This is a genomic window from Paraburkholderia piptadeniae (assembly GCF_900007165.1).
Taxonomy (GTDB): Bacteria; Pseudomonadota; Gammaproteobacteria; order Burkholderiales; family Burkholderiaceae; genus Paraburkholderia; species Paraburkholderia piptadeniae.
Genome location: NZ_CYGY02000069.1, coordinates 974 through 24401, shown reverse-complemented (window position 1 = coordinate 24401; position 23428 = coordinate 974). Strand labels below are relative to the sequence as shown.

The window sequence follows — 23428 nt, the reverse complement described above, 5'->3', positions numbered from 1 at the left end:
CTGGAAGCGGCGCAGGTCCTCGACGATGTCCGTGTCAGGTGAGCGCCCGAGAAACCGGGCGAACTCACGCACGATGCGCAGATAGATGTCCTGCGTCCTGGGAGCAAGCTGGCGCATGCGCATATCGTCGATCATGCGCCGGCGCAGCGGACTGACGTTTGCCTGTGAGGAGGTCATGATTGGGCTCCTGCTGGAGAACGAGGCGGATTGCCTCACTCACCAACATACGGAACCGCGATGCCGGCCTCTCTCTGACCGCCGGCGTCTGACCGTAGCCCCTACCGCGCGAGCGGTTTAGTCCATTGTCCCTCAACAGCCAACCGCATTCACGCGAGGTGACTGACCGCTTCGAAAGTCCTTCGGACGTAGTGCGGATGCAAACAGAAGTAACAAATGGCAGACGCCATGAGGAAGACTATCGGACTGGTATGCGGTCATTTATTGATGCCTCCAAGTTAGGTATCCCGATTTAAAACTGCGCAGGAGTGTGCGGTTCCCCGGACTTCTCCCAAGGACTGGCCAGGGGTGCCGGCCAGCCTGGCGTTCTCTTACATGCCGCCCAAGGGCTTCGCGACCGTCAGCTTGTTGGACACGGAAGTCACTCCGGGCACGCCTTTCGCGATCTCGGCCACTTTCTCGATCTGCGCGGATTCCGTGACTGTGCCATTTAGCGTTACCGCACCATCCTTCGCGATGACACTGATATTTCCGGCGTTGATCTCCTTATGCTTTACGATTGCGGAATACACGCTGCGGCGCAGGGCGCGATTCGATTTTGCCGGCGCCGACGCGGCAGATGCCGCCGTTGCACCTGGCGCGCTCGCGCTGGTTTGTGAGTATGCGTTCATTGATGCTGCGACGATCAATGCGCCGACGGTCAGTGTGAGTTTCAAGGAAGTCTCCGGTATCGCTGTTAGGGAATCAGAAACCGTGGCGGAGGCCGATCATGGCGGCCGTTGTGTTGACGCCCGGCGCAACGGGTGCCCCGTAGATGATCGTCTGGTTCATCGTCCCTCTATTGGCAACATAGCCGACCTGTGCGTACGCAAGCGTCCTGCGTGAGAGGTTGTATTCGGCGCCCAGCGAGACCTCCGTGGAGTGATTGGCCGAATGGTTCCGGTCGCTCAGATAGTAGACGCCGGAGGTGAGCTTGAAGACAGGCGTGAACTTGTAGCCGAATCCACCCGATATCATTTCGAAATTGGCGCGACTCGAATTCGACGGGTTCTTGCCGATGCCATACGAGGCGGACACCGAAAAGCCAGCCAGCGTGTACAGCGCACCCAGGTAGTAAAAGCGGTTGTTGGCCAGCCCTGTCGCCGGTACAGCCGGTGCCACCGGGTAAGTCAGCGGGAACGGATTCGTGTCATGGCCGGTGTAATACACGGCGGACAGATTCAGACCGTAATTCGAATACTTGAGCACGGCCGACTCGCGCGTACCCCCCTGAAACTGGCCAGCGACGCCGCCCGGTGCGTACTCGAGCGCGAGGGACGCTCCATAGAATTTCGGTGACTGGTAGACGAGTGCATTGCTGTCATACAGCGCGCCGATCGGTGCATTGGTGCTCGTGCCGGGCCAGCCTGCCGCCTGGTTGATACCCAGCCACGCCGTCAGGATACTGCCGAAATACTGCGCGCCCCGGACGTCGGTCTCGGCCATCGCGTAGATCATCGGAATGATCTGCCGGCCAGCGTCGAAGGTGCCGAACGGTCCTGACGCGCCAACAGTTGCAAACTGGTTGAAGATGGACGTGGTGCCGGGTGTATCGGCCAGGCCAAATTTCCCGTTCGTGCTGTTGAACACACCCTGCAGCTTGAAGTTGATCCTGTAGCCGCCTCCGATGTCTTCGCTTCCCTTGATGCCCCAGAAGCTCGCGTAAATGCCCCCTTCCTTGGCCTGGAACACGTGTCCGAGGTTCGGTGCGTTCGGCAGAAACGTCGCAGCCGACGTGTTCTGAAATAGCAGGCCAGTGTCAATCGTGCCATAGAGCTTCACCGACGACTGGGCGTGCGCAGCGCCCGCACACAGCAGGAGCGCGGCAGCACCACTGAACTTCGATTTCATTGTCTTCTCCGGGCGCGGATTCGCCTGCGTACCCGGCGAGTTACCCGCTTGTTGTTCGGAATGAAACCTGGTAGTCCCCAATCTGTTCTCGCACTGATACCTGAGCACCTTATCGGTCGCAGCCAGAGGAACGGAATCCACGAAAACCACCGCGTCAGGTTTCCACCACTTCGCAACACGGTCATCGAAAAATGTGAGTAGCTCGTCGCTGCCAGGGCGCACTGTCCGGCTTTCTCACGACCAGGAGCGACGGCCGTTCGTCCCACTTCGGATGCCGCGCGGTACAGACGGTCGTCGCCACTTCGGGGTGCAGGCACGCGACGTTTTCGATGTCTGCGAGCTGATCCATTCCCCGCCTGATTTGATGACATCCTTGCTGCGATCGGTACCCCATGGAAGGATTCGAGCCGCTGCGCCTATTGCCCTCGTCCCCGTCGGTCGGCTTGCGGCCACAAGTACCCTGGCCGTTTCTGTTAAGACAGCGGACGGTCAGCCGCACGATCGATGGAACAACCCACAGGAAGACATACGCACCGTTTCACGCCTAGTGGCACGAAAAGAGAAAAAGACGGCGCCAAAAGAGAAAAGTAAAAACGCCAGGTTTCCTATAGTTGTCTCCATGGATCCGCACCGCTGATGGCACGGTCCCGGCGGACTGGCAGACGTTAGCCCGCGTTTCGCACAAGTACATAAGGCCTGCGGTGCCAGGCGCGAAGGAGACCAACTTGCACGTCCCGCATCTCGAGTGCGATACACGCACGCATCCGGCGACACGATCGGAAGTACACCCATACGCCTAGGTCGTATTTGCCTTGACCGTCGGCCTGCTGCTGTCGGACTACATGTCACGGCAGGTTCTGAATGCCGTGTTCCCTTTGCTGAAGGACGCGTGGCACCTCACTGACACGCGGCTGGGCTCGCTCAGTAGTGTGGTCGCGTTGATGGTCGGCGTGCTCACGTTCCCGCTGTCTGTGCTTGCAGATCGCTGGGGCCGCGTGAAAAGCATTGCGTTGATGGCATCGTTGTGGAGTCTCGCGACGCTCGGTTGTGCGATCTCGACGAACTACGGGGAGATGTTGCTGGCGCGCGCATTCGTCGGCATTGGTGAGGCAGCGTACGGAAGCGTGGGCATCGCGGTCGTCCTTAGCGTGTTTCCGGCACGACTCCGGTCGACGCTGACGGGTACATTCATGGCCGGCGGCGCATTTGGCTCGGTGCTCGGGATGGCGCTCGGCGGCGCTGTCTCGGCACATCTCGGGTGGCGCGCGGCGTTTGGTGCGATGGCGTGCCTGGGAATCGTGCTGGTCGTCCTCTATCGGAGCGTTATCAACGAAAAACGGCTGATGCCGCTGAAGTCGATGAACACGGGTGAACAGCAGGAAAACCTCGGCATACGAATGAACTTTCGCGCGCTGATGCATGGGCTCTTCTCTTCGAAATCCGTCGTATGCGCGTACATCGGCAGTGGCATTCATCTGCTGGTGCCCGCTGCCGTATGGGCATGGATGCCAAGTGTCCTGAACCGTTATTACGCAATGGCGCCTGGCGAGGCGGCCGTGTGCGCCGCTGTATTTGTCCTCGTGACCGGGCTGGGCATGATCGTATGCGGGAATCTGGCGGACCGGCTCAACAGGACCGCGCCGCATCGCAAGTGGCTGACGGCCATCGCGTTTTGCATCGCGTGCTTCACATTGCTGGGAATCGCGTTTCGGCTTCCCGCAGGTCCCTGGCAACTTGTCCTGATCGGCGCGGGCATGTTCTTTAGCGCGGGCGCAAGCGGCCCGTCGGGTGCGATGGTGGCGAACCTGACTCCCCCTTCCATCCATGCTTCGGCGTTCGCTACGCTGACACTCGCGAACAACCTGCTGGGTCTTGCGCCCGCCGCCATCCTCACGGGATTCATCGCAGACAGGATCGGGCTTCTTGGCGCGCTTCAACTTGTGGCGCTTGCGCCTTTGGCTGCGGCCGTCGCGTTCCTCATAGGCAGACGGAACTACGCGCACGATCTGGGTCGGCTGGATGCAATGCGAAAACACGCCTTGACCTGAAAAGGCATCAAGGACATTTACTGCCCGCCTCTAATGCAGGAACGCCAACCGAACGTCCACAGTGATAACCTCATGAGCCTCGAAACGACACCCACCGTTCTCATCGTGCCCGGTCTGCGCGACCATGTCGCGGGACACTGGCAAACGCTGCTTGAGCAAAAGTTGGCGAATGCCGCTTCGGTGCCGCCACTGGAGCATGACAAGCTCAGTTGCGCGGCGCGCGTCGCGGCGCTCGAAGCGGCGCTCTCCGCCATCGATGGTCCGGTCATCCTGGTCGCGCACAGCGCCGGCGTCATGATTGCCGTGCACTGGGCACAGCAGCAGCACAGTCGTCCGGTTCACGGCGCGCTGTTCGCCACACCGCCCGACTTTGAGGAGCCGTTGCCGGAAGGCTATCCGACGCAGGATGTGCTGTCCGGACACGGATGGCTACCATGCCCGCGCAAGCCGCTTCCGTTTCCGAGTATCGTCGCGGCGAGCCGCAACGACCCGCTCGCCCGTTTCGACAGAGTCGCAGCGATGGCCGCGAGCTGGGGCAGGAGACTTGTCGACCTTGGCGAGGTTGGGCATCTGAACCCTGCTACCGGTTACGGCGCGTGGCCGCAGGCGGAGACATTGATCCGTGAACTTCTCTGACCTGGCCTGCGACGTGAACGAACGCGATCACGCGCACGACGCGCAGTCGCTGACAGTCGAAGTCTTCTTCGATTTCATCTGTCCGTGGTGCATGATCGCGAAGCGCAATCTGGAAGCGGCCGTGCGACAGCTTGCCGACATCCGGCCGGATGTACAGCCGAACGTGTTGTGGCGCTCTCATCAATTACTGCCCGAAACGCCGATGAGCGGTCTGCCCTACCAGACGTTCTATCTTGCGCGGCTTGGCAGCGCCGAGGCCGTGTCCGCACGACGGGCACAGGTGCAACGTGCCGGCGGCGACGTCGGTATCAGATTCGCTTTCGAGCGCATCGAACTGCTGCCCAATACGGCGGCGGCGCATGCGCTCGTCGGATGGGCCGCCGCTCACGGCACGAGCGCGCAGCATGCGTTGCTCGTCGAGCGTCTATTCAGTGCGTACTTCGTGGATGGCGCGAATATCGGAGACTGGCGCGTACTGGAGACGATCGGAATGCAGTGCGGCCTCGAGTGCGCCGATCGTGTCCGGCATCTTGACGATGCGCCGTGCGAGACAGCCCGTGTTTTGCGAAAAGCCTACTACCACATTCATGGAGTTCCACATTTTCTGTTCAACGGGACGATTGGGCTTTCGGGTGCGCATTCGTCCAGCGTCGTACTGGATGCGATGTTGCGTTCGCTCCAACATTAGAGGACCACGTCATGTCACACCGTATAGATGCCGGGTCGGTCGACGAGCTTGCGCCCGGACAACGCAAGCTCAAGTTCATCAACGGCCGCAGCATCGTTCTGTTCAACATCGAAGGCACCATCCATGCCGTCGATAACGCCTGTCCCCACAACGGCGCTTCGCTCGCGAGCGGTCGCCTCGACGGACGCGTTTTGCGCTGTCCGGCGCATGGTCTGCCGTTCGATCTGGCTACGGGCGCCATGCCCGGAAATGCGGGATTGAGCCTGACGACTTTCCCGGTCTTTATCGTAGACGGCAGACTGGAACTGTCGCTCCAGCCGCCGTCCGAAACGTGTCGTGGCTTTGCATGCCGCGAGTCGCTGGACCGGCAAACCGATACTGACCCGCAACCGCAGTGAGCCGGGTCAACCGGCGAGGGTTCCCTGTCTGTCCGTGCAAACGCGGCCGCGAGAAATCACTCGCTCTGGCGGGCACGCCAGTCGCGGGGCGTCATTCCGAATTGCAATGAAAACCAGCGGGTGAATGATGCTTGCCGGGTATAGCCGAGAAGTGTTGCAACCCGTCCAAGCGGATACCGCACGTTTTTCATATAGCGCTGCGCAAGGTCACCGCGCACTTCGTCCAGAAGTGTGGAGAAGTCGGTGCCGGCCATTTCCAGTTGTCGCTGCATCGAGCGGACGCTCAGATGGAGGTGCTGGGCAACCTGGTTCACGACTGCCTGCTCGATCGGCAATAACACGTAAATCGCCTTGCGGACATCAAGCACGATTGCATCGGGTCCGGACACATTGAGCGGTCGGGCCAGGCTTTCGCCATATCGCACCAGTTCGGGATCAGCGGCGGGATTCGGGTGATCCAGATCCCGGGCCGCGCAAATCAGCCCGTTGAAATCGCTTTCGAATACCAGCGGACAACCAAAAAACCGCCGGTAAGCGCTGAGGTCGGAAGGTGCGGTGTGAGTGAAGTGCGCACTGCGTGGTTTCCATTCCGGGTCCAGCAACGCGCGGCATGTCCTCGCCAGCACCCCGACAGCGAGGTCCGTTGCCTGACGGGTGGGCACGCCCGGTTCCGTGACGATCTCTTCCCGGATCACCACCGTATCGCCCTCAACTTCCAGGGAAAGCGCCAGGGCATCGTTGAGCAGGTGGCGGTACTGGTTTGCCGCCTGCAGCACTTCGCGCAACGTGCGCTTATGCGCAAGAACAAGCCCGACCACCCCGAAATCCAGTCCGTGCCGCGCCTCCGCCATCTGGATGCCCAGCGTGGGACATGAAGTGGCGTGCGCTGTCTCTTCCAGCAAGCGACAAACGGATGAAATCGGAATCCGTCGCTCTGGATCGGCCAGCATCGTCGCGTCAAGGCCCAGTCGCCGCAGCAACGCCTGGGGGTTAAACCCAAGCCGTTTTGTCACCTGCGGATACCCGTTCAGGGTTCCCGCCCGCACCATCGTCTGCATCGCTGATCCCCAGACCTTGCCGTCTGAAACCCGCGTACGTGTTTACTCGCACCGGCGTGAAAAGAGAAATGTATGGCGCCAAATGAGAAATAATTTTACCCCGGTTCCCTATAGTTGCATCCAGAACAGCGTGACATGTCGCGAATCCCCTAGCAGGGAGGAGAGCCAGGCAGTCACATCTCATCAGGAGCAACTCATGCAATTTCTCGACGATTCGCTGCACCCCGAAAACCAGCAAAAGGTAGTGATTACCGTGGCGCCGTATGGGCCGGAATGGATGCCATCGGACTTCCCCGAAGACATCGCTGTCACGATGGAAGAGCAGGTGCAAAAGGCAGTGGACTGCTACAACGCTGGCGCCAGGGTGCTGCACCTGCATGTGCGAGAGCTTGACGGCAAGGGGTCGAAGCGACTGTCGAAGTTCAACGAGCTGATCGCTGGCGTGCGAAAGGCCGTGCCCGACATGATCATCCAGGTGGGCGGCTCCATCTCGTTCGCTCCGGAAGACGACGGCCAGGCCGCCAAATGGCTCTCCGATGACACCCGCCATATGCTCGCCGAGCTTGATCCCAAGCCGGACCAGGTGACGATTGCGATCAACACCACGCAGATGAACCTCATGGAGCTGATGACGCCGGACGTCGTGCACGGCACGACGCTGGCCGATCCTGCCTTGCAGGAAGCCTATCGCGAGATGACGGTACCGGCGGGGCCTGGCTGGGTTGAAGAGCATCTCCGGCGCCTGCAGGCTGCTGGCATCCAGCCGCATTTCCAGCTGGCGGGCGTTCACTCCTACGACACGATCGAACGGATGATTCGCCGCGGCATCTACAAAGGCCCTGTCAATCTGACCTGGATCGGTATCGCCGGCGGCGCTGACGGCCCCAATCCCTTTAACTTCATGTATCTCGTGCAACGCGCCGCCGACGGCATTTGTGTCACGTCCGAGTCTCTTCTGCGTAGCGTGCTGCCGTTGAACATGATGTCTATGGCCATGGGGTTCCATCCCCGCGTTGGTATTGAAGACACCCTCACCGATCAGCGCGGCAATCGCATGACCTCTGTTCAGCAGGTGGAGCAATGCGTACGCGTCGCCAACGAACTGGGCCGTGAAATCGCCACGGGCAAGGAAGCCCGCGAAATCTACCGCATCGGCACCTGGTACGACAGCGTTGAGGAGACCCTCGCGGCCAACGGCATGGCGCCCAACCGCCAGCCTGGGGTACGGGGTGTGCCCCTGCGCGCTGCCTGACCAGGTAGCCGGCCATTCAATGGCGTGCACGGTGGCGTGGTTTTGAAAGGCGTGCATGATGGCCCGCCACCGCGGCCCGGCATGAAACCCGTGTTCTCGAGATGACGAGAGTTGTATCCGCAATGAGTATTTCCAACATCACTGAGATTGAGCCTCGCGTCGATGCAGCCCCTGCCGGCGCGCCCGTGTGGACGCCATCGCCGGAACTGGCGGCGAATGCGCGTATCGCGGACTTCATCGGCTGGCTCGCACGCGAACGAGAGCTGTCGTTTGACGACTATGACGCGCTGTGGCAGTGGTCAGTCAACGACCTCGATGCCTTCTGGTCGGCCTTGTGGGACTGGGATGGTATCCGGTCACCCGACACCCGTGGCCGGGCGCTTGGCAACGCGGTGATGCCCGGAGCCACGTGGTTCCCGGGCGTGCGCCTGAATTACGTCGAGCAGGTGTTTCGACACGCTACAGCCAGCAGGCCTGCCATCGTCCATGGCAATGAAGCGGGGGAGCACAGCGAAATCAGCTGGGCCGAGCTTGAGCGGCAGGTCGCCGCGCTGGCCGAGTCATTGCGGGCCATGGGTGTCGTTCGTGGCGATCGAGTTGCCGCGTTCATGCCGAACATTCCGCAGACGGTCGCGGCCTTTCTGGCTGTCGCGAGCATCGGCGCAATCTGGTCGGCCTGCGCGCCGGACATGGGGAAGCTGGCTGTGCTCGACCGTTTTCGCCAGATCGAGCCGAAGGTCCTCATCGCAGTAGACGGCTACCGCTACGGAGGCAAGGAACACGACCGGCGCGAACTCCTTCGGGAGCTGCTAGGCGAGTTGCCGGGTGTGGAGCGGGTCGTGCTGGTGCCGAATCTCGATGCACACAGCGGGACCGCTGCCCTTCCTGGCGCGATGGCATGGGCGGACGCCACGGCAGGTCGTGTCGCGCTTCAGGTCGAGTACGTGCCGTTCGATCATCCTTTGTGGGTGGTCTATTCGTCGGGCACCACTGGCCTGCCCAAACCCATCGTGCATTCGCAGGGCGGCATCGTGCTCGAGCACGTCAAGCTGACGGCATTGCATCTGGATCTGCATCCGGGTGATCGCTTTCACTGGAATGCAAGCACCGGCTGGATCATGTGGAATCTTCAGGTGGGCGGGCTGCTGGCGGGCGCCACCATCTGCCTGTTCGACGGCAATCCCGGCTACCCCGACATGAAGGCCCTGTGGCGCTACATCGGTGAGCAACGCGTCAGCTTCTTCGGCGCAGGCGCCGCGTATTTCCAGGCATGCCTGAAGGCAGGCGTTGAACCGCGCGAGGTATCGGACTTCTCGCGCTTGCGGGCGGTTGGCTCGACAGGCTCACCGCTGCCAGCTGAGGGCTATCGCTGGATTCTCGATCACGTCGGGGACGTATGGATCAATGCGTTGTCCGGCGGCACCGACTTCGCGGGCTGCTTCGTCGCTGGCGTGCCCACGCTTCCCGTGTACCTCGGTGAAATGCAGTGCCGCTGTCTGGGCGCGCGTGTCGAAGCATTCGACGACGCCGGCAGGCCTCTGATCAACGAGGTAGGAGAGCTCGTCTGTACGGCACCGATGCCGTCGATGCCGCTCTATTTCTGGAACGACGAGGATGGCCAGCGCTATCGCGACAGCTACTTCGACACGTATCCGGGCACCTGGCGCCATGGCGACTGGGTGCGCATTACGCCGAGAGGCGGCGCCGTGATTTATGGCCGGTCGGACGCCACCATCAACCGGTATGGCATCCGCATGGGCACCAGCGAGCTGTACCGCGCGGTCGAAGACCTTCCGGAAGTGATGGACAGCATGGTCGTCGACCTCGAGTACCTGGGGCGCGAATCGTACATGCCGCTGTTTGTCGTACTTCGACCTGGCGTCGAACTGACCGCCGAACTGACGAAAACGATTCGTGACCGCATCCGCGTCGCGCTGTCTGCCCGTCATGTGCCCAACGAGGTCTTCCAGGTGGCGGCGATCCCGCTCACGCTCTCGGGCAAGAAGATGGAGCTGCCGATCAAGAAACTGCTGCTGGGCCAGTCGCTCGAGAAGGTGGCCAATCCTGACTCAATGGCCAACCCCGAAAGCCTTCAATGGTTTGCGGCGTTTGCGCGTACGCGGTCCACGGGCGAATCGCAACAGGTCGCATCGCCGGGTGACGGCGGGCGTTGAGTCGATCCGGGGATCGGGTATCCCGCTCCCGTGAGTGATTATCTGAAAGGAACAGAATATGAGCAAAGCAGTCCGCTTTTACGAAACCGGCGGCCCCGAGGTATTGCGGTACGAGAGCGCCGACGTTGGGGAACCCGGACCTGGACAGGTCAGGCTTCGTCACGTCGCCGTGGGGCTTAACTTCGCGGATATCTATTTCCGCACCGGCCAGTACCCGGCTCCCCTGCCATCGGGCATCGGCAATGAGGCGGCCGGCATCGTCGAGGCCGTCGGTCCGGACGTGACCAATGTGGCCATCGGTGATCGCGTTACCTATACGGGCGCCTACAACACGCTGGGCGCTTACAGTACGGAGCGACTGATTTCCGCCGCCCCGCTGATCCGGCTGCCTGATGCCATCTCGTGCGAAACGGCGGCTGCGATGACCATGCGCGGGCTGACCTCGGCCTATCTGATGCGCCGCATCTACGACTTCAAGCCAGGCGACAGCGTCCTGCTTCACGCGGCTGCGGGGGGCGTCGGGCTGATCGTCTCGCAATGGGCGAAATTGCAAGGGCTGACCGTAATCGGAACCGTGTCGAGCGACGCCAAGGCTGAAGTGGCGCGCGCGCATGGATGCGAGTACACGATCAATTACGCCAGTGAGGACGTTGCCAAACGCGTGCGCGAACTGACCGGCGGCGTCGGGGTGAATGTGGTGATAGACAGCGTCGGCAAGGCCACGTTCGAGGCATCGCTGGATTCCGTCAAGCGCCGGGGCCTTCTCGTCTGTCTGGGCACGACCTCTGGTCCCATCCCGCCGTTCAGCCCGCATGTGCTCGGCCTGAAGGGTTCGCCTTATCTGACCCGCCCGGCGTTGGCGGACTACATCGCCGATCCTGCGGAGAAGGATGAACTCGCGGCCGAACTGTTTGGCCATGTTGCCGCAGGACGGATCAGGATCGAGATCAACCAGCGATATGCCCTTGAGGATGCCGCCCAGGCCCATCGGGACCTCGAATCCCGCAAGACGACCGGCTCCTCGGTCTTTGTGATTTAAACACGTTCGGCTGTGGTAACAAGATCATGCGTATTGAACAACTGAGCTGCACCCTTGGTGCGGAACTAATAGACGTGGAACTCGCTCAGGCCGTGCACGACGACGGACTGTTTGCTGAAATCCGGGCGGCACTGCTGGAACACCGGGTGCTCTTCCTGCGCGACCAGCACCTGACGCGCGCGGACCACGTAGCCTTCGCACGACGCTTCGGCGATCTGGAAGATCATCCCGTTGCAGGCAGCGACCCGGAGAATCCCGGCCTCGTTCGCATCTACCGGACGCCCGAGCAGCCGGCGGACCGTTACGAAAACGCGTGGCACTCAGACGCGACCTGGCGCGAAGCGCCGCCATTTGGCGCCGTCCTGCGCTGCGTCGAATGCCCACCTCTCGGCGGCGACACCATGTGGGCAAACATGGCGCTCGCCTACGAAAAGCTGCCCGAACACGTCAAGACGGAAATAGCGGATCTGCGTGCGCGTCACAGCATTGAAGCCACGTTTGGATCGGTGATGCCAACAGAAAAGCGGCTGGCCTTGAAGGCGCAGTATCCGGATGCCGAGCATCCCGTTGTTCGCACACATCCGGAGACGGGCGAGAAGATCCTGTACGTGAATGTCTTTACCACCCATTTCACCAACTTTCACGTACCGGGCCGTGTCCGTTACGGTTACGACGCCAATCCCGGCGCCTCGGATCTGCTGCGATATCTGATCGAACAGGCGTATGTCCCTGAGTATCAGGTGCGCTGGCGCTGGCGTCCGAACAGCGTAGCGATCTGGGATAACACTGCTACCCAGCATTACGCCGTCATGGACTATCCGCCGAGCCATCGCAAGATGGAGCGCGCGGCCATTGTCGGAAGCAGGACCTTCTAGTTCGGGCTAGCTGCCAGCATCACATCAGAGATTCGCACGCAGTCCGCGGGGTGAATACTCTGGCCTCGATCACCAACGCATCACCTCATCGCATGCACGATCAGCCGTGAAACGCGCTGGGCGCCGGCAAGTCCGGATTCCAATCGATGAGGATTACTAAGTCGCTAAAAGCGGCATGATAAATCGGAGACAGCACTGTGGCACTCAACTTTCCGGAGACCGCACGCCAGCATGGCGAGCGCATGGGCGTATCACGCGCGTATGCCTGGGTCATCTTTGCACTCACGCTTGGCCTCCTGCTATCCGACTACATGTCGCGGCAGGTGCTCAACTCGGTTTTTCCGCTGATCAAAGCCGAATGGGGCTTGTCCGATACCCAGCTCGGTACGCTTAGCGGGATCGTTTCGCTGTCGGTTGGTCTGCTGGCGTTCCCGCTTTCGCTCGCTGCAGACCGATGGGGACGCGTGCGCAGCGTCACGATCATGGCCGCGGTCTGGAGTATCGCCACGCTGTTTTGTGGCCTGTCCGACAGCTACCTGTCGCTGCTCTCCGCGCGTTTCCTCGTCGGCGCTGGCGAAGCGGCATACGCGAGCGTTGGCGTGGCGATCCTGATCAGCATCTTTCCGTCCCGACTCACCTCAACCATCACCGGTGCCTTCATGGCCGGAAGCATGGTCGGCTCCGTGACGGGAGTCGGGCTCGGGGGTGTGCTGGCGTCCCATTTCGGCTGGCGCAACTCCTTTGTTGGCATGGCCGTCTATGGCATCACCCTGACACTGCTCTACGCCCTGTTTGTCCGTCCGTCCCAGATCGAACGCAAGGCAGAAGCAGCCGAAGCAGGTATTGGCGAGCATGAAGGCCCGCGCGAACCGGCCAGCGTCGGCCGGTTGCTCAAGCGCCTGTTTGCTGCGCCGGCACTGCCCTACGTCTACATTGGCAGCGGCGTGCAACTGTTCATCAATGGCGGCCTGATCGCATGGCTGCCGACATTCCTGCATCGGACTTACAACCTGCCCCTGAGCCAGGCAGGCGGCGTCGCGGCGATGTTTGTCCTTTGCGCTGCGTGTGGAATGGCGGTGTGCGGCGCACTGGCCGACCGCCTGTGCCGCGACCCCTTGCGGCAAAAGCTGCTGCTCACCATCGGCTATAACCTGGCTTCAGGAGCCCTGCTGTTTACCGCGTTCCAGTTTTCCGCCGGCACGACCCAGCTCGCATGTATCGCACTTGCACTGTTCTTCAGCGCCAGCGTTATTGGGCCGAGCGGAAATCTTGTTGCGCAGCTTACGCCGAAGGCCATTCACAGCACGGCCATGGCGACGCTCGCGCTTGCATGCAACCTGTTCGGTCTGGCGCCGGGTGCGGTTGTCACGGGAGCGCTCGCGGATCGCTTCGGCCTGACTTCGGCACTTCTGTTCCTGCCGCTTGCAAGTGTCGCGTCGGCCGCAATCCTGATCGTTGGGGTGCGACGTCTTCATGCCGATCGGCAAAACCCGTCTCCTTCGTGCGCGCGCTGCACTGAATAGCTGATCGTGCGGGTTCGACGCGTCACATCCAGCGAATGCGAATGACGCGCTATCTGTGCCGCCATGAAGAGCCTGACCAGTAGACAAGTTTGAAATGGATTAAAGCCATGAACGGTTTAATGATGCAAAAGCAGTTGTTGATCTCCTCCCTGATCGTCCATGCGGACCGCCATCATGGTGATACGGAGATCGTGTCCCGGCGGGTGGAGGGTGACATTCATCGCTACACGTTTCGCGACTGTCACCGTCGCTCGCGTCAGCTGGCGAACGCGCTGACCGGCCTCGGCATCAAGCCGCATGACCGGATCGGCACGCTGGCCTGGAACGGCTATCGACACATGGAGTTGTACTACGGCGTCTCCGGCATGGGCGCGGTCCTGCATACGATCAACCCCCGCCTGCATGAAGACCAGGTCACCTACATCGCAGATCATGCTGAAGACCAGTACATCTTCTTTGACCTGACCTTCCTGCCACTGGTCAAGGCCATTGCGGGACGTTGCAAGACGGTCAAGGGATTCATCGCCATGACCGACCGGGCGCGTATGCCGACGGATAGCGGCATTCCCGGATTGCTGTGCTACGAGGAACTCATCGACCACAGTTCTCCGGACTACGCATGGCCGACGTTCGACGAAAACACGGCCAGCACCTTGTGCTACACCTCAGGTACGACGGGTCATCCCAAGGGCGTGCTGTACAGCCATCGCTCGTCGTTGTTGCACACCTATGCCGCAGCGTTGCCCGACGCGCTCAACTGTTCGGCGCGCGATGTCATTCTGCCCGTCGTGCCGATGTTTCATGTCAACGCGTGGGGGTTGCCTTACATCGCGTGCATGGTCGGCGCGAAGCTGGTCTTTCCGGGCCCTGCACTGGACGGAAAATCGCTTCACGAACTGCTTGAAGCCGAACAGGTCACGCTATCCGCAGGCGTGCCGACTGTATGGCAGGGTCTGCTCAACCATGTCGAGCAGACGGGGCAGAAATTCGCGAGCATGACCCGCACGATCGTCGGCGGCGCCGCGTGCCCGCCCGCCATGCTGCGCATGTTTCAGGAAGGGTACGGTGTAACGGTACTGCACTCCTGGGGAATGACCGAACTGAGCCCGATCGGCACCGTCTGCTCGATGAAGACGAGGCACGCGCAACTGACCCCGCAGGAACGTTACGACGTGCAGTCGAAACAGGGGCGCGCGTTGTTTGGTGTCGACATGAAGATCGTCGACGCGAATGGCGATGAGTTGCCGTGGGACGGCGTGAGCTCTGGCGACCTGCTGGTGCGCGGCCCATGGGTGGTCCGCGACTACTTCAGAAACGAGGGCGCCTGCCCGCTTCGGGCGAACGGCGAAACCGACTGGTTTCCGACGGGCGACGTTGCGACCATTGATCCGGACGGCTTTATGCACATCACCGACCGGAGCAAGGACGTCATCAAGTCGGGTGGCGAATGGATCGGGTCAATCGATCTGGAGAACATCGCGATGGCGCATCCGGAAGTTTTCCAGGCCGCCTGTATCGCCGCGAAGCACCCGAAATGGGATGAGCGGCCCTTGCTGATCGTCGTGAGGAAACCCCAATCATCGCTGACCCGTGAAGAACTGCTGCGTGCCTATGAAGGCAGGATCGCGAAATGGTGGACACCGGATGACGTGATCTTCGTCGATGCACTACCTCTTGGCGCGACGGGCAAAGTTCAGAAGAACCGCTTGCGCGAACAGTTCGGCGACCATCTGCTTGCGCAGGCTGACGGCGAGACCGTGCAAGGCGCGTGTCGCTGACGTACCGGTTCAACCACCTGCCTGGACCCCTTAATGCCATTCACGTGCGGTGTGATCTCCGGTGCACACCGCCTGCCTTTGCGCTGTTTATGACAACTCGCCGGATCTGCCCGGCACCTGGAAAATAAAGAGGAGACAAACGATGTTGAAGTTGAAGCTCGCTGGTGTCGCAGCGCTTATGCTGTTTGCCAGTGCCGCATATGCACAATCATCCGTGACACTGTACGGGACGATCGATTCCGGGCTGCTGTATCAAAACACGTCGGCAGCCTCATTTGCCCCAAATGCCCGCAATACCGGCTCGGTCTTCCGCTACAAGGATGGAGGAATCTACGCCAGCTTCTGGGGCATCAAGGGAAGTGAAGACATTGGCGGGGGTTACAAGGTCAACTTCAGGCTGCAAGGGGTCTTCGATTCAGGAACGGGCAAGTTCGGCCTGAGCGACACACCGGGCGTCGCAGCCATATTCAACCAGTTTGCCACGATCGGCGTGTCGGGTCCCATTGGTTCCTTTGACGCCGGCCGTCAGATCATCCCGATGATCTACGCGATGGCGGAAACGGACGTACGGGCCTCGCAATATTTCGGCAGCATTCTCACTGCCTGGCTCGGCATGAACCAGGCCGCAGGCTGGCCGGGAACAAGCACGAACGCGCCCATTGGTGCACTGTATGACAGCAATGCGCTCGTCTACCGGTCGCCCAAGTTTTACGGGGCATCGCTTGAACTCGAATACGCACCCGGCGGTGTCGCGGGCCAGCCGCAGGGCGGCACGCGCGAGTCAGCCGTGCTGAAGTACTCGAACTATGGTCTCAATCTGGCGGCCGCCTACTACAACGGACACGACACGAACCCTTTTCCGGCGAACTATCCGACGGGCCCCGCTGTGCCGGCGACCGGTCTTGCAAATAACCGCTTCTTCTATCTGGGCGCGATGTACACGTTTCACGGCCTGTCGGTGTCCGGTTCGTACAGTAACGGAAAGAATCCCGCGCATTCAGGTACCACCAACTTCGACCTCTATTCGGCCGGTCTGGGATACCGGTTCACGCCGGTGTTTAAGGTGACATCCGGCTTCTACTACCTGAAGGACAACAACCATTCGGCCAATCACTCCGGTGAATTCGCACTGGGCGCCGAATACAGCGTTTCGAAGCGAACGACTGCCTACGCACAGGTCGGATACGTGGAGAACAAAGGGACTATGAACCAGACGATCGTATATGGCCAGCCGGTTGCGCCAGGCGTTTCGACAACCGCGGCCATGGTCGGCATACGCCACAGCTTCTGATTCACCAACAATCCATGGAGAGATTGATGAAGAATACCTTTACACGAAGACTGGCCGTCGCCGGAGTGGTTTCGCTCGTGTCAATTGCCACATCGCAGCCCAGCGGCGCATCGACCACAGCGCAAGCCAGCGCGGCGAAGCCGGTATCGGGGAATGCATCGGGGCCGACGGCGAAGCAGGCAAATCGGGCCCTGCGCAAAAAGATCTATGCCGCTCTTGCCCAGCATAAGGAGATCGATGCCGGCAACATCAGCGTCACTGCGAAAGACGGCGTTGTGACGCTCAATGGGACGGTAGAAAGCGCCGCGCAGATTGAGCAGGTCGGCTCGATCGCGAAAGGTGTATCGGGCGTTGCAGCCGTGAAGAACCAGCTGACCATCCAGAAACCATTTGGCCAATAGAAGCACGACGCGATTGCGATGATCGTCCATTCCTTTGAGACGTCGCACTCGCGTATTCCGGTGTGGCTGTTGACGGTCAATGTGATCGCCGTCTGCGCACTACCAGGCGTTGGACGGGGAACACCACCGGCTGCATATCGATGGCGCGGCTAGGACAGTTCGTTTTCCCGGATACCTAACGACCTGCCCCTGCCGCTTGTGATGCCCCACAGGGTCGTACTGGGACGAACGAGTAGCGCGACCGGCACGGCGTGATTTGCCCATAGCGTGGCCGGTTTGGACGGGTGTGGAAATCGGATCGTGTACGAGAGCGGCCACGCGACGTTGATGTATCTGTTTTATCGTAGGAGATTTTTGTGAGAGTTCTTGTCGCAGTAAAGCGCGTGATTGACTACAACGTCAAGGTCCGGGTGAAGTCGGACAACACGGGCGTCGACATTGCCAATGTGAAGATGTCGATGAATCCGTTCGACGAAATCGCCGTCGAAGAGGCCGTGCGCCTGAAGGAAGCGGGTGTCGCGACGGAAGTGGTCGCGGTGTCGGCGGGCGTCGCGCAGTGCCAGGAAACGCTGCGCACGGCGCTGGCGATCGGCGCGGATCGCGCGATCCTCATCGACTCGAATGAAGACCTGCAGCCGCTGGCTGTTGCGAAGCTACTCAAGGCGCTGGTCGACAAGGAACAGCCCTCGCTGGTGATCCTTGGCAAGCAGGCGATCGACGACGACTCGAACCAGACGGGTCAGATGCTGGCCGCGCTGGCGGGCCTGCCGCAGGCGACGTTTGCGTCGACGGTCGTCGTGGCCGATGGCAAGGCGACCGTGTCGCGCGAAGTCGATGGCGGTGCGGAAACGCTGTCGCTGAAGCTCCCTGCCGTGGTGACGACCGATCTGCGCCTGAATGAGCCGCGCTATGTGACGCTGCCCAACATCATGAAGGCGAAGAAGAAGCCGCTCGAAACCGTGAAGCCCGAAGACCTGGGCGTCGACGTGACGCCGCGTCTGAAGACGCTGAAAGTCAGCGAGCCGCCCAAGCGCTCCGCTGGTGTCAAGGTGCCGGACGTGAAGACGCTGGTCGAAAAGCTCAAGACCGAAGCCAAGGTGCTTTGATCGACGTGAATCACGGAATAGCGGAGACGAAAGAAATGACGATTCTGGTAATTGCTGAACACGACAACGCGTCGCTGAAGGCGGCGACGTTAAATACGATCGGCGCGGCAGCCGTAATCACGACGTTCACGAATCAGCCGATCCACGTGCTTGTCGCGGGACATCGCGCACAGGCTGCGGCTGACGCTGCCGCCAAGGTCGCAGGCGTGACAAAAGTGCTTCTGGCCGACGCGCCGCAACTCGCCGAAGGCCTCGCAGAGAACGTCGAGGCGACGGTGCTGAACATCGCAAAGGACTACTCGCACATCCTCGCTCCAGCGACAGCTTATGGCAAGAACATCGCGCCGCGCATCGCAGCGAAGCTGGACGTCGCGCAGATCAGCGACATCACGGCGGTCGATAGCGCGGACACGTTCGAGCGCCCGATCTATGCAGGCAACGCAATCGCGATCGTGCAATCGGCTGATCCCGTCAAGGTCATCACGGTACGCGCAACGGGCTTCGACCCGGTTGCAGCAGAAGGTGGCGATGCCTCGGTCGAGAAGATCGAAGCAGCAGCCGATGCAGGCACCTCGCACTTCGTGAGCCGCGAAGTGACAAAGCTGGATCGTCCCGAACTGACGAGCGCGAAGATCATTGTGTCGGGTGGTCGGGGCCTAGGCAGCGGCGATAACTACACGAAGGTGCTCGAGCCGCTCGCGGACAAGCTCGGCGCAGCAATGGGCGCCTCGCGCGCAGCCGTCGATGCGGGCTATGTGCCGAACGACTATCAGGTCGGACAAACCGGCAAGATCGTCGCGCCGCAGTTGTACATCGCGGTCGGCATCTCGGGCGCGATCCAGCACCTCGCGGGCATGAAGGACTCGAAGGTGATCGTCGCGATCAACAAGGACGAAGAAGCGCCGATCTTCAGCGTCGCGGACTACGGTCTGGTCGGGGATCTGTTCACGCTTGTGCCGGAGCTTGATAACGCCCTGGCGTAACCATCGCACCTACATTTATTCCGGCGTGGCACCTTCACGTCCATTATGGTCGTCGGGCGGTGCGCCGCGTTACAGAGAGTCTCGATTGCGGGGTGCTGCCTGTTCACCGGCATGCGAGCTCATGGTCCCCCGCCGGAAGTGAATGTCTCCTGGACGGCAGGCTGCCGCGATTCGCTGGCTGATTTCGAGGATGCGCCGCGGGCATTGGAGGCGTCGGAAAGATGCCCGCCGGCAAGTAACAGCTATTTACGCGCACTGTGTCGGCCGATGATCCCGGAGAACACCAAGCTGATCTGGAAGTTGCCAGAGGATTCGGCCACGCTCTGCTCAGCCCGGGTCGCGCGTGTGCTTGAGCGGACGAAGGCGCTGGGCAGGAAGTGATCGCGAGATTTGCATCATTCACCTACGGATAAAGCATGGAATTTGAACGCATTGGCATCATCGGTGCCGGGACAATGGGTAACGGCATAGCACAGACGGTCGCGCTCTCAGGCATCGACGTGGTGATGATCGATATTACCCAAGATGCCCTGAAGAGAGGCGTTGCAAGCGTCTCAACCAGCATTGACCGCCTTGTGTCGAAAGGAACGGTAGCAGCCGATGCGGCCCGGACCGCGCTTGCACGGATTGCCATCTCCACTGACTATCGGCGCCTTGAGAATGTCGGACTGGTCATCGAAGCTGCCACCGAAAATGTGGACCTGAAGATGCGGATCCTTAAACAGGTCGAGTCGGCGGTCCGTCCTGATACGGTCATCGCTTCCAATACCTCATCGATTTCCATCACGACGTTGGCCGCGACGCTGGCGAACCCGGCACGCTTTATCGGGATGCATTTTTTCAATCCCGTGCCGTTACTGCCACTCGTAGAAGTTATCCGTGGACTTCAAACAAGCGATGAGGTCGCCGGTGCCGTTACGAAACTGGCGGTGAGTCTGAGCAAGACGCCTGTGTCCGTGAAAAATTCGCCAGGGTTCGTCGTGAATAGAATCCTGGTGCCAATGCTCAATGAGGCATTTTTCGTTCTGGCAGAGGGCGTCGCGACAGCCGAGGAAATTGATGCCGGCATGAAGTTGGGGGCGAACCATCCGATCGGCCCGCTCGCGCTCGCGGACCTCATCGGATTGGATGTCTGTCTTTCCGTGATGGAAGTGCTGATGAAGGACACAGGTGACCCGAAATACCGTCCCAGCCCGTTGTTACGCGAAATGGTGGCCGCGGGTCGTCTGGGACGCAAAACGAAGCAAGGCGTCTACTCTTACACCTAGCGGATCGGACCTCGAGTAGCGGGATGCTCTTTCATTCGGCTCGGTGAACGGTCGCCAGAAATTACAGTTGGCGCGCAAGGGCGGAAAGAGTACCCGCTGCACTGATTGACCATTCTCCCGTCGATGGGCTCGTTCGACGCCTTTAGTACGATAACCATGCACTCAAACGCCTGCGGACAATGGCAGGCGGCCAACAATCATCAACTAACTGAAACGAACCCCATTGGATGGGATCCCAGCGCTACGTTGACGCCTTTATTACGATTCAAAGCAATACAAAAGTGTCGACGCGCTAGCGCTTTGCCCCGACCGCTGCAGGCGCTCGCGACTCAATAATCGATGTCACGAGCCGTCTGCCGCCCCCTGCTGCCTGGTCCGCCGCTCGTGCTGCCGGCATAGCGCGTTACTTGTCTTGTCGGCTGGCGCGGCATTCCTGCTTGGTGTGCGCGCTCTTTGACGCGTGTCGACAGACGTCGAGTCCCGCGCATATTCGCGAGCCCGAGTGCACCGATGGGGATGATGTGCCGGCACCGATCATCCCCATCGTTTCGATTGCCACGTTGACTCTGTCGTGCGCGGCTACCGCCGCGCATCATGCATTTAGCGAAGGTTCTCGAAGATGGCGGCAATGCCCTGGCCGCCGCCGATGCACATTGTGACAAGCGCATACCGTCCGTTGATGCGCTGCAGTTCGTGCAGCGCCTTGACGGTAATGAGCGCGCCCGTCGCGCCGATCGGATGGCCGAGCGAAATGCCAGAGCCGTTCGGGTTCACCTTCGAGGGATCGAGACCCAACTCTTGCGTGACCGCACACGCCTGGGACGCGAACGCCTCGTTCGCTTCGATCACGTCGAGATCACCAATGGAGAGGCCTGCGCGTTGCAGCGCGAGACGCGTCGCCGGCACGGGGCCGATACCCATGTACTGCGGATCGACGCCAGCGTGCGCATAGGCGACAAGCCGAGCCATCGGATCGATACCGCGCTGCGTGGCCGCATCGCGCGACATCAGCAGGACAGCGGCGGCCGCATCGTTGATACCCGACGCGTTGCCGGCCGTCACCGTCCCGTTCTCCTTCGCGAAGACGGGCTTCAGCTTCGTGAAGTCGTCGGACGTTGCGTCGTTGCGCACGTGCTCGTCGGTATCGAACGCGACCTCGCGGCCCTTGACCATGCGGGTCATCGGCATGATCTGGCTCTTGAAGCGCCCATCGGCAATCGCGCGTTCGGCGCGGCGATGCGATTCGAGCGCCAGCGCGTCCTGCTGTTCGCGCGAAATGCCGAACTTGCGCGCGACGTTTTCCGCCGTCACGCCCATCGGCACCCCGTGGAACGGATCGTTCAGGGCACCGAGCATCATGTCGATGAGACGCGAGTCGCCCATGCGCGAGCCGAAACGCGCGTCGGTCGAGATGTATGGCGCGCGGCTCATGTTCTCCGCGCCGCCGCCGATTGCGACGTCGGCATCGCCGAGCATGATGGTCTGCGCCGAAGACACGATCGCCTGCAGGCCCGAACCGCACAGACGATTGACGTTGAACGCGGGCGTCGAGTCGGGGATGCCGGCATCGATGGCCGCGACGCGCGACAGGTACAGGTCCTTCGGCTCGGTGGCGATCACGTTGCCGAACACGACATGGCCGACATCCTTTGCATCGACGCGGTTCCGTGCGAGCACTTCGCGCACGACGGCTGTGCCCAGTTCGGTCGGCGCGAAGTCCTTCAGGCTGCCACCGAACTTGCCGATCGCTGTACGCACGCCGCCTACGACCACCACTTCCCTGCTCATAGTTTCTTCTCCACAGTTGACGCGTCTTTTCGAACGGGCGCGGTTGCGCCCGTCGGAGACTCACATGTTCGGATAGTTCGGACCGCCGCCGCCTTCCGGCGTGACCCACACGATGTTCTGCGTCGGGTCCTTGATGTCACAGGTCTTGCAGTGCACGCAGTTCTGCGCGTTGATTTGCAGGCGGTCTTCGTTTTCGTCCGTTTTCACGAACTCGTAGACACCTGCCGGGCAAAAGCGCGCTTCCGGACCTGCGTAGGTTTGCAGATTCACCTTGACGGGCACCGACGGGTCTTTCAGCGTCAGGTGCGCGGGCTGGTTCTCTTCGTGATTCGTGTTCGAGATGAACACCGATGACAGCCGGTCGAATGTGAGCTTGCCATCAGGTTTCGGATACTCGATCGGCTTGCACTGAGATGCGGGCTTCAGCGTCTCGTGATCCCAGTGCTGGTGACGAAGCGTCCACGGCACGTTGCCGCCCAGCAGCTTCTGTTCGATGCCCACCATCAGCGTGCCGAGGTACAGGCCCTTGCTCATCCACTGCTTGAAGTTGCGTGCTTTGTACAGTTCGGTGTGCAGCCACGAAGTCTTGAACGACTCCGGATACGCGGCGAGTTCATCCGACTGACGGCCCGCCTGCACCGCATCGAACGCGGCATCGGCGGCCAGCGTGCCTGTCTTGATCGCAGCGTGCGAGCCCTTGATCCGCGAGGCGTTCAAAAAGCCCGCATCATCGCCGACCAGAGCGCCGCCCGGAAACACGAGCTTCGGCAGCGACACCAGCCCGCCTGCCGTGATCGCGCGTGCGCCGTACGACACGCGCTTGCCGCCTGCCAGGAACTTGCGGATTTCCGGGTGCGTCTTGTAGCGCTGGAATTCCTCGAACGGCGACAGATACGGATTCGAATAGCCGAGGCCGACCACGAAGCCCACCATCACCTGATTGTTGTCGATGTGGTAGAGGAACGAGCCGCCGTAGGTCTGCGTATCGAGCGGCCAGCTGGCGGTGTGAATCACCAGCCCCGGCTTGTGCTTCGCAGGATCGATTTCCCACAGTT

Annotated in this window: 20 protein-coding genes and 2 pseudogenes; 15 read left to right on the top strand and 7 right to left on the bottom strand. The window is 61.1% G+C overall.

The window, feature by feature from the left end; genetic code table 11:
* From BN2476_RS33610 to BN2476_RS48710, 4 genes and pseudogenes are all read right to left on the bottom strand, one after another.
* On the bottom strand, positions 1–177 hold a 177-nt coding region (locus tag BN2476_RS33610), incomplete at its 3' end, for a phage integrase N-terminal SAM-like domain-containing protein (protein WP_173819690.1).
* Positions 178–548: 371 nt separating this feature from the next.
* Entirely contained in the window at positions 549–848 is a 300-nt protein-coding gene (locus BN2476_RS33605) for a BON domain-containing protein (RefSeq protein WP_087738514.1), read from the bottom strand.
* A 73-nt stretch (positions 849–921) separates the two neighbouring features.
* Positions 922–2067 (bottom strand): porin, encoded by a 1146-nt coding sequence (locus BN2476_RS33600; RefSeq protein WP_087738513.1) that lies wholly within the window; start codon positions 2065–2067, stop codon positions 922–924.
* 40 nt (positions 2068–2107) lie between these two features.
* A pseudogene (locus tag BN2476_RS48710) lies at positions 2108–2454 on the bottom strand (AMP-binding enzyme); the annotation flags it as partial.
* Between the two features lie 338 nt (positions 2455–2792).
* On the opposite strand from BN2476_RS48710, the pseudogene BN2476_RS33590 reads away from it, so the two are divergent.
* From BN2476_RS33590 to BN2476_RS33575, 4 genes and pseudogenes are all read left to right on the top strand, one after another.
* A pseudogene (locus BN2476_RS33590) lies at positions 2793–4115 on the top strand (MFS transporter).
* A 72-nt stretch (positions 4116–4187) separates the two neighbouring features.
* On the top strand, positions 4188–4751 hold the full coding sequence (locus BN2476_RS33585) for an RBBP9/YdeN family alpha/beta hydrolase (protein ID WP_087738512.1): 564 nt from the start codon (positions 4188–4190) through the stop codon (positions 4749–4751).
* A complete protein-coding gene (locus BN2476_RS33580; RefSeq protein WP_235851078.1) occupies positions 4738–5439 on the top strand; it encodes a DsbA family oxidoreductase in 702 nt (233 codons plus the stop codon). Before BN2476_RS33585 ends, BN2476_RS33580 begins: the two co-directional genes overlap by 14 nt.
* Before the next feature lie 11 nt (positions 5440–5450).
* Complete coding sequence (locus BN2476_RS33575; RefSeq protein WP_087738508.1) at positions 5451–5837, top strand: Rieske (2Fe-2S) protein; 387 nt, start codon at positions 5451–5453, stop codon at positions 5835–5837.
* A gap of 56 nt (positions 5838–5893) precedes the next feature.
* Here BN2476_RS33575 and BN2476_RS33570 read toward each other — a convergent pair whose 3' ends face one another.
* Entirely contained in the window at positions 5894–6895 is a 1002-nt protein-coding gene (locus BN2476_RS33570) for an AraC family transcriptional regulator (protein WP_087738507.1), read from the bottom strand.
* Positions 6896–7091: 196 nt separating this feature from the next.
* Between BN2476_RS33570 and BN2476_RS33565 the strand changes: the two genes are divergently transcribed.
* The 11 genes from BN2476_RS33565 to BN2476_RS33515 all read left to right on the top strand — a co-directional run bounded on the left by BN2476_RS33565 (position 7092) and on the right by BN2476_RS33515 (position 20585).
* Positions 7092–8147 (top strand): beta-keto acid cleavage family enzyme, encoded by a 1056-nt coding sequence (locus BN2476_RS33565; RefSeq protein ID WP_087738506.1) that lies wholly within the window; start codon positions 7092–7094, stop codon positions 8145–8147.
* A 122-nt stretch (positions 8148–8269) separates the two neighbouring features.
* Positions 8270–10321: an acetoacetate--CoA ligase gene (locus tag BN2476_RS33560; protein WP_087738505.1), complete on the top strand. Its 2052-nt coding sequence runs from the start codon at positions 8270–8272 to the stop codon at positions 10319–10321.
* 58 nt (positions 10322–10379) lie between these two features.
* The gene (locus BN2476_RS33555) at positions 10380–11360 is read left to right on the top strand and encodes a quinone oxidoreductase family protein (RefSeq protein ID WP_087738504.1); all 981 of its coding nucleotides are present in this window, start codon (positions 10380–10382) and stop codon (positions 11358–11360) included.
* Between the two features lie 26 nt (positions 11361–11386).
* Positions 11387–12235 carry a TauD/TfdA dioxygenase family protein gene (locus BN2476_RS33550; protein WP_087738503.1) on the top strand — a complete coding sequence of 283 codons (849 nt, stop codon included), beginning with the start codon at positions 11387–11389 and terminating at the stop codon, positions 12233–12235.
* Between the two features lie 197 nt (positions 12236–12432).
* The gene (locus BN2476_RS33545; protein ID WP_235851077.1) at positions 12433–13758 is read left to right on the top strand and encodes an MFS transporter; all 1326 of its coding nucleotides are present in this window, start codon (positions 12433–12435) and stop codon (positions 13756–13758) included.
* A gap of 107 nt (positions 13759–13865) precedes the next feature.
* Positions 13866–15536, top strand: coding sequence for a 3-(methylthio)propionyl-CoA ligase (locus BN2476_RS33540; RefSeq protein WP_087738502.1), 1671 nt, complete (start codon positions 13866–13868; stop codon positions 15534–15536).
* Positions 15537–15678: 142 nt separating this feature from the next.
* Complete coding sequence (locus BN2476_RS33535) at positions 15679–16827, top strand: porin (protein ID WP_438942921.1); 1149 nt, start codon at positions 15679–15681, stop codon at positions 16825–16827.
* A gap of 26 nt (positions 16828–16853) precedes the next feature.
* Positions 16854–17228 (top strand): BON domain-containing protein, encoded by a 375-nt coding sequence (locus BN2476_RS33530; RefSeq protein ID WP_087738501.1) that lies wholly within the window; start codon positions 16854–16856, stop codon positions 17226–17228.
* 356 nt (positions 17229–17584) lie between these two features.
* A complete protein-coding gene (locus tag BN2476_RS33525) occupies positions 17585–18334 on the top strand; it encodes an electron transfer flavoprotein subunit beta/FixA family protein (RefSeq protein ID WP_087738500.1) in 750 nt (249 codons plus the stop codon).
* Positions 18335–18369: 35 nt separating this feature from the next.
* On the top strand, positions 18370–19317 hold the full coding sequence (locus BN2476_RS33520) for an electron transfer flavoprotein subunit alpha/FixB family protein (RefSeq protein ID WP_087738499.1): 948 nt from the start codon (positions 18370–18372) through the stop codon (positions 19315–19317).
* A gap of 416 nt (positions 19318–19733) precedes the next feature.
* The gene (locus tag BN2476_RS33515) at positions 19734–20585 is read left to right on the top strand and encodes a 3-hydroxybutyryl-CoA dehydrogenase (RefSeq protein WP_087738498.1); all 852 of its coding nucleotides are present in this window, start codon (positions 19734–19736) and stop codon (positions 20583–20585) included.
* 600 nt (positions 20586–21185) lie between these two features.
* On the opposite strand, the gene bktB is transcribed toward BN2476_RS33515, so the two are convergent.
* On the bottom strand, positions 21186–22373 hold the full coding sequence (gene bktB / locus BN2476_RS33510) for a beta-ketothiolase BktB (protein ID WP_087738497.1): 1188 nt from the start codon (positions 22371–22373) through the stop codon (positions 21186–21188).
* Between the two features lie 60 nt (positions 22374–22433).
* On the bottom strand, positions 22434–23428 hold a 995-nt coding region (locus BN2476_RS33505), incomplete at its 5' end, for an electron transfer flavoprotein-ubiquinone oxidoreductase (RefSeq protein ID WP_235851076.1).

Coding starts and splice junctions, on each gene's coding strand:
- BN2476_RS33605 (WP_087738514.1), bottom strand. CDS start 848: ATGAACGCATACTCACAAACCAGCGCGAGCGCGCCAGGTGCAACGGCG.
- BN2476_RS33600 (WP_087738513.1), bottom strand. CDS start 2,067: ATGAAATCGAAGTTCAGTGGTGCTGCCGCGCTCCTGCTGTGTGCGGGC.
- BN2476_RS33585 (WP_087738512.1), top strand. CDS start 4,188: ATGAGCCTCGAAACGACACCCACCGTTCTCATCGTGCCCGGTCTGCGC.
- BN2476_RS33575 (WP_087738508.1), top strand. CDS start 5,451: ATGTCACACCGTATAGATGCCGGGTCGGTCGACGAGCTTGCGCCCGGA.
- BN2476_RS33570 (WP_087738507.1), bottom strand. CDS start 6,895: ATGCAGACGATGGTGCGGGCGGGAACCCTGAACGGGTATCCGCAGGTG.
- BN2476_RS33565 (WP_087738506.1), top strand. CDS start 7,092: ATGCAATTTCTCGACGATTCGCTGCACCCCGAAAACCAGCAAAAGGTA.
- BN2476_RS33560 (WP_087738505.1), top strand. CDS start 8,270: ATGAGTATTTCCAACATCACTGAGATTGAGCCTCGCGTCGATGCAGCC.
- BN2476_RS33555 (WP_087738504.1), top strand. CDS start 10,380: ATGAGCAAAGCAGTCCGCTTTTACGAAACCGGCGGCCCCGAGGTATTG.
- BN2476_RS33550 (WP_087738503.1), top strand. CDS start 11,387: ATGCGTATTGAACAACTGAGCTGCACCCTTGGTGCGGAACTAATAGAC.
- BN2476_RS33540 (WP_087738502.1), top strand. CDS start 13,866: ATGAACGGTTTAATGATGCAAAAGCAGTTGTTGATCTCCTCCCTGATC.
- BN2476_RS33535 (WP_438942921.1), top strand. CDS start 15,679: ATGTTGAAGTTGAAGCTCGCTGGTGTCGCAGCGCTTATGCTGTTTGCC.
- BN2476_RS33530 (WP_087738501.1), top strand. CDS start 16,854: ATGAAGAATACCTTTACACGAAGACTGGCCGTCGCCGGAGTGGTTTCG.
- BN2476_RS33520 (WP_087738499.1), top strand. CDS start 18,370: ATGACGATTCTGGTAATTGCTGAACACGACAACGCGTCGCTGAAGGCG.
- BN2476_RS33515 (WP_087738498.1), top strand. CDS start 19,734: ATGGAATTTGAACGCATTGGCATCATCGGTGCCGGGACAATGGGTAAC.
- bktB (WP_087738497.1), bottom strand. CDS start 22,373: ATGAGCAGGGAAGTGGTGGTCGTAGGCGGCGTGCGTACAGCGATCGGC.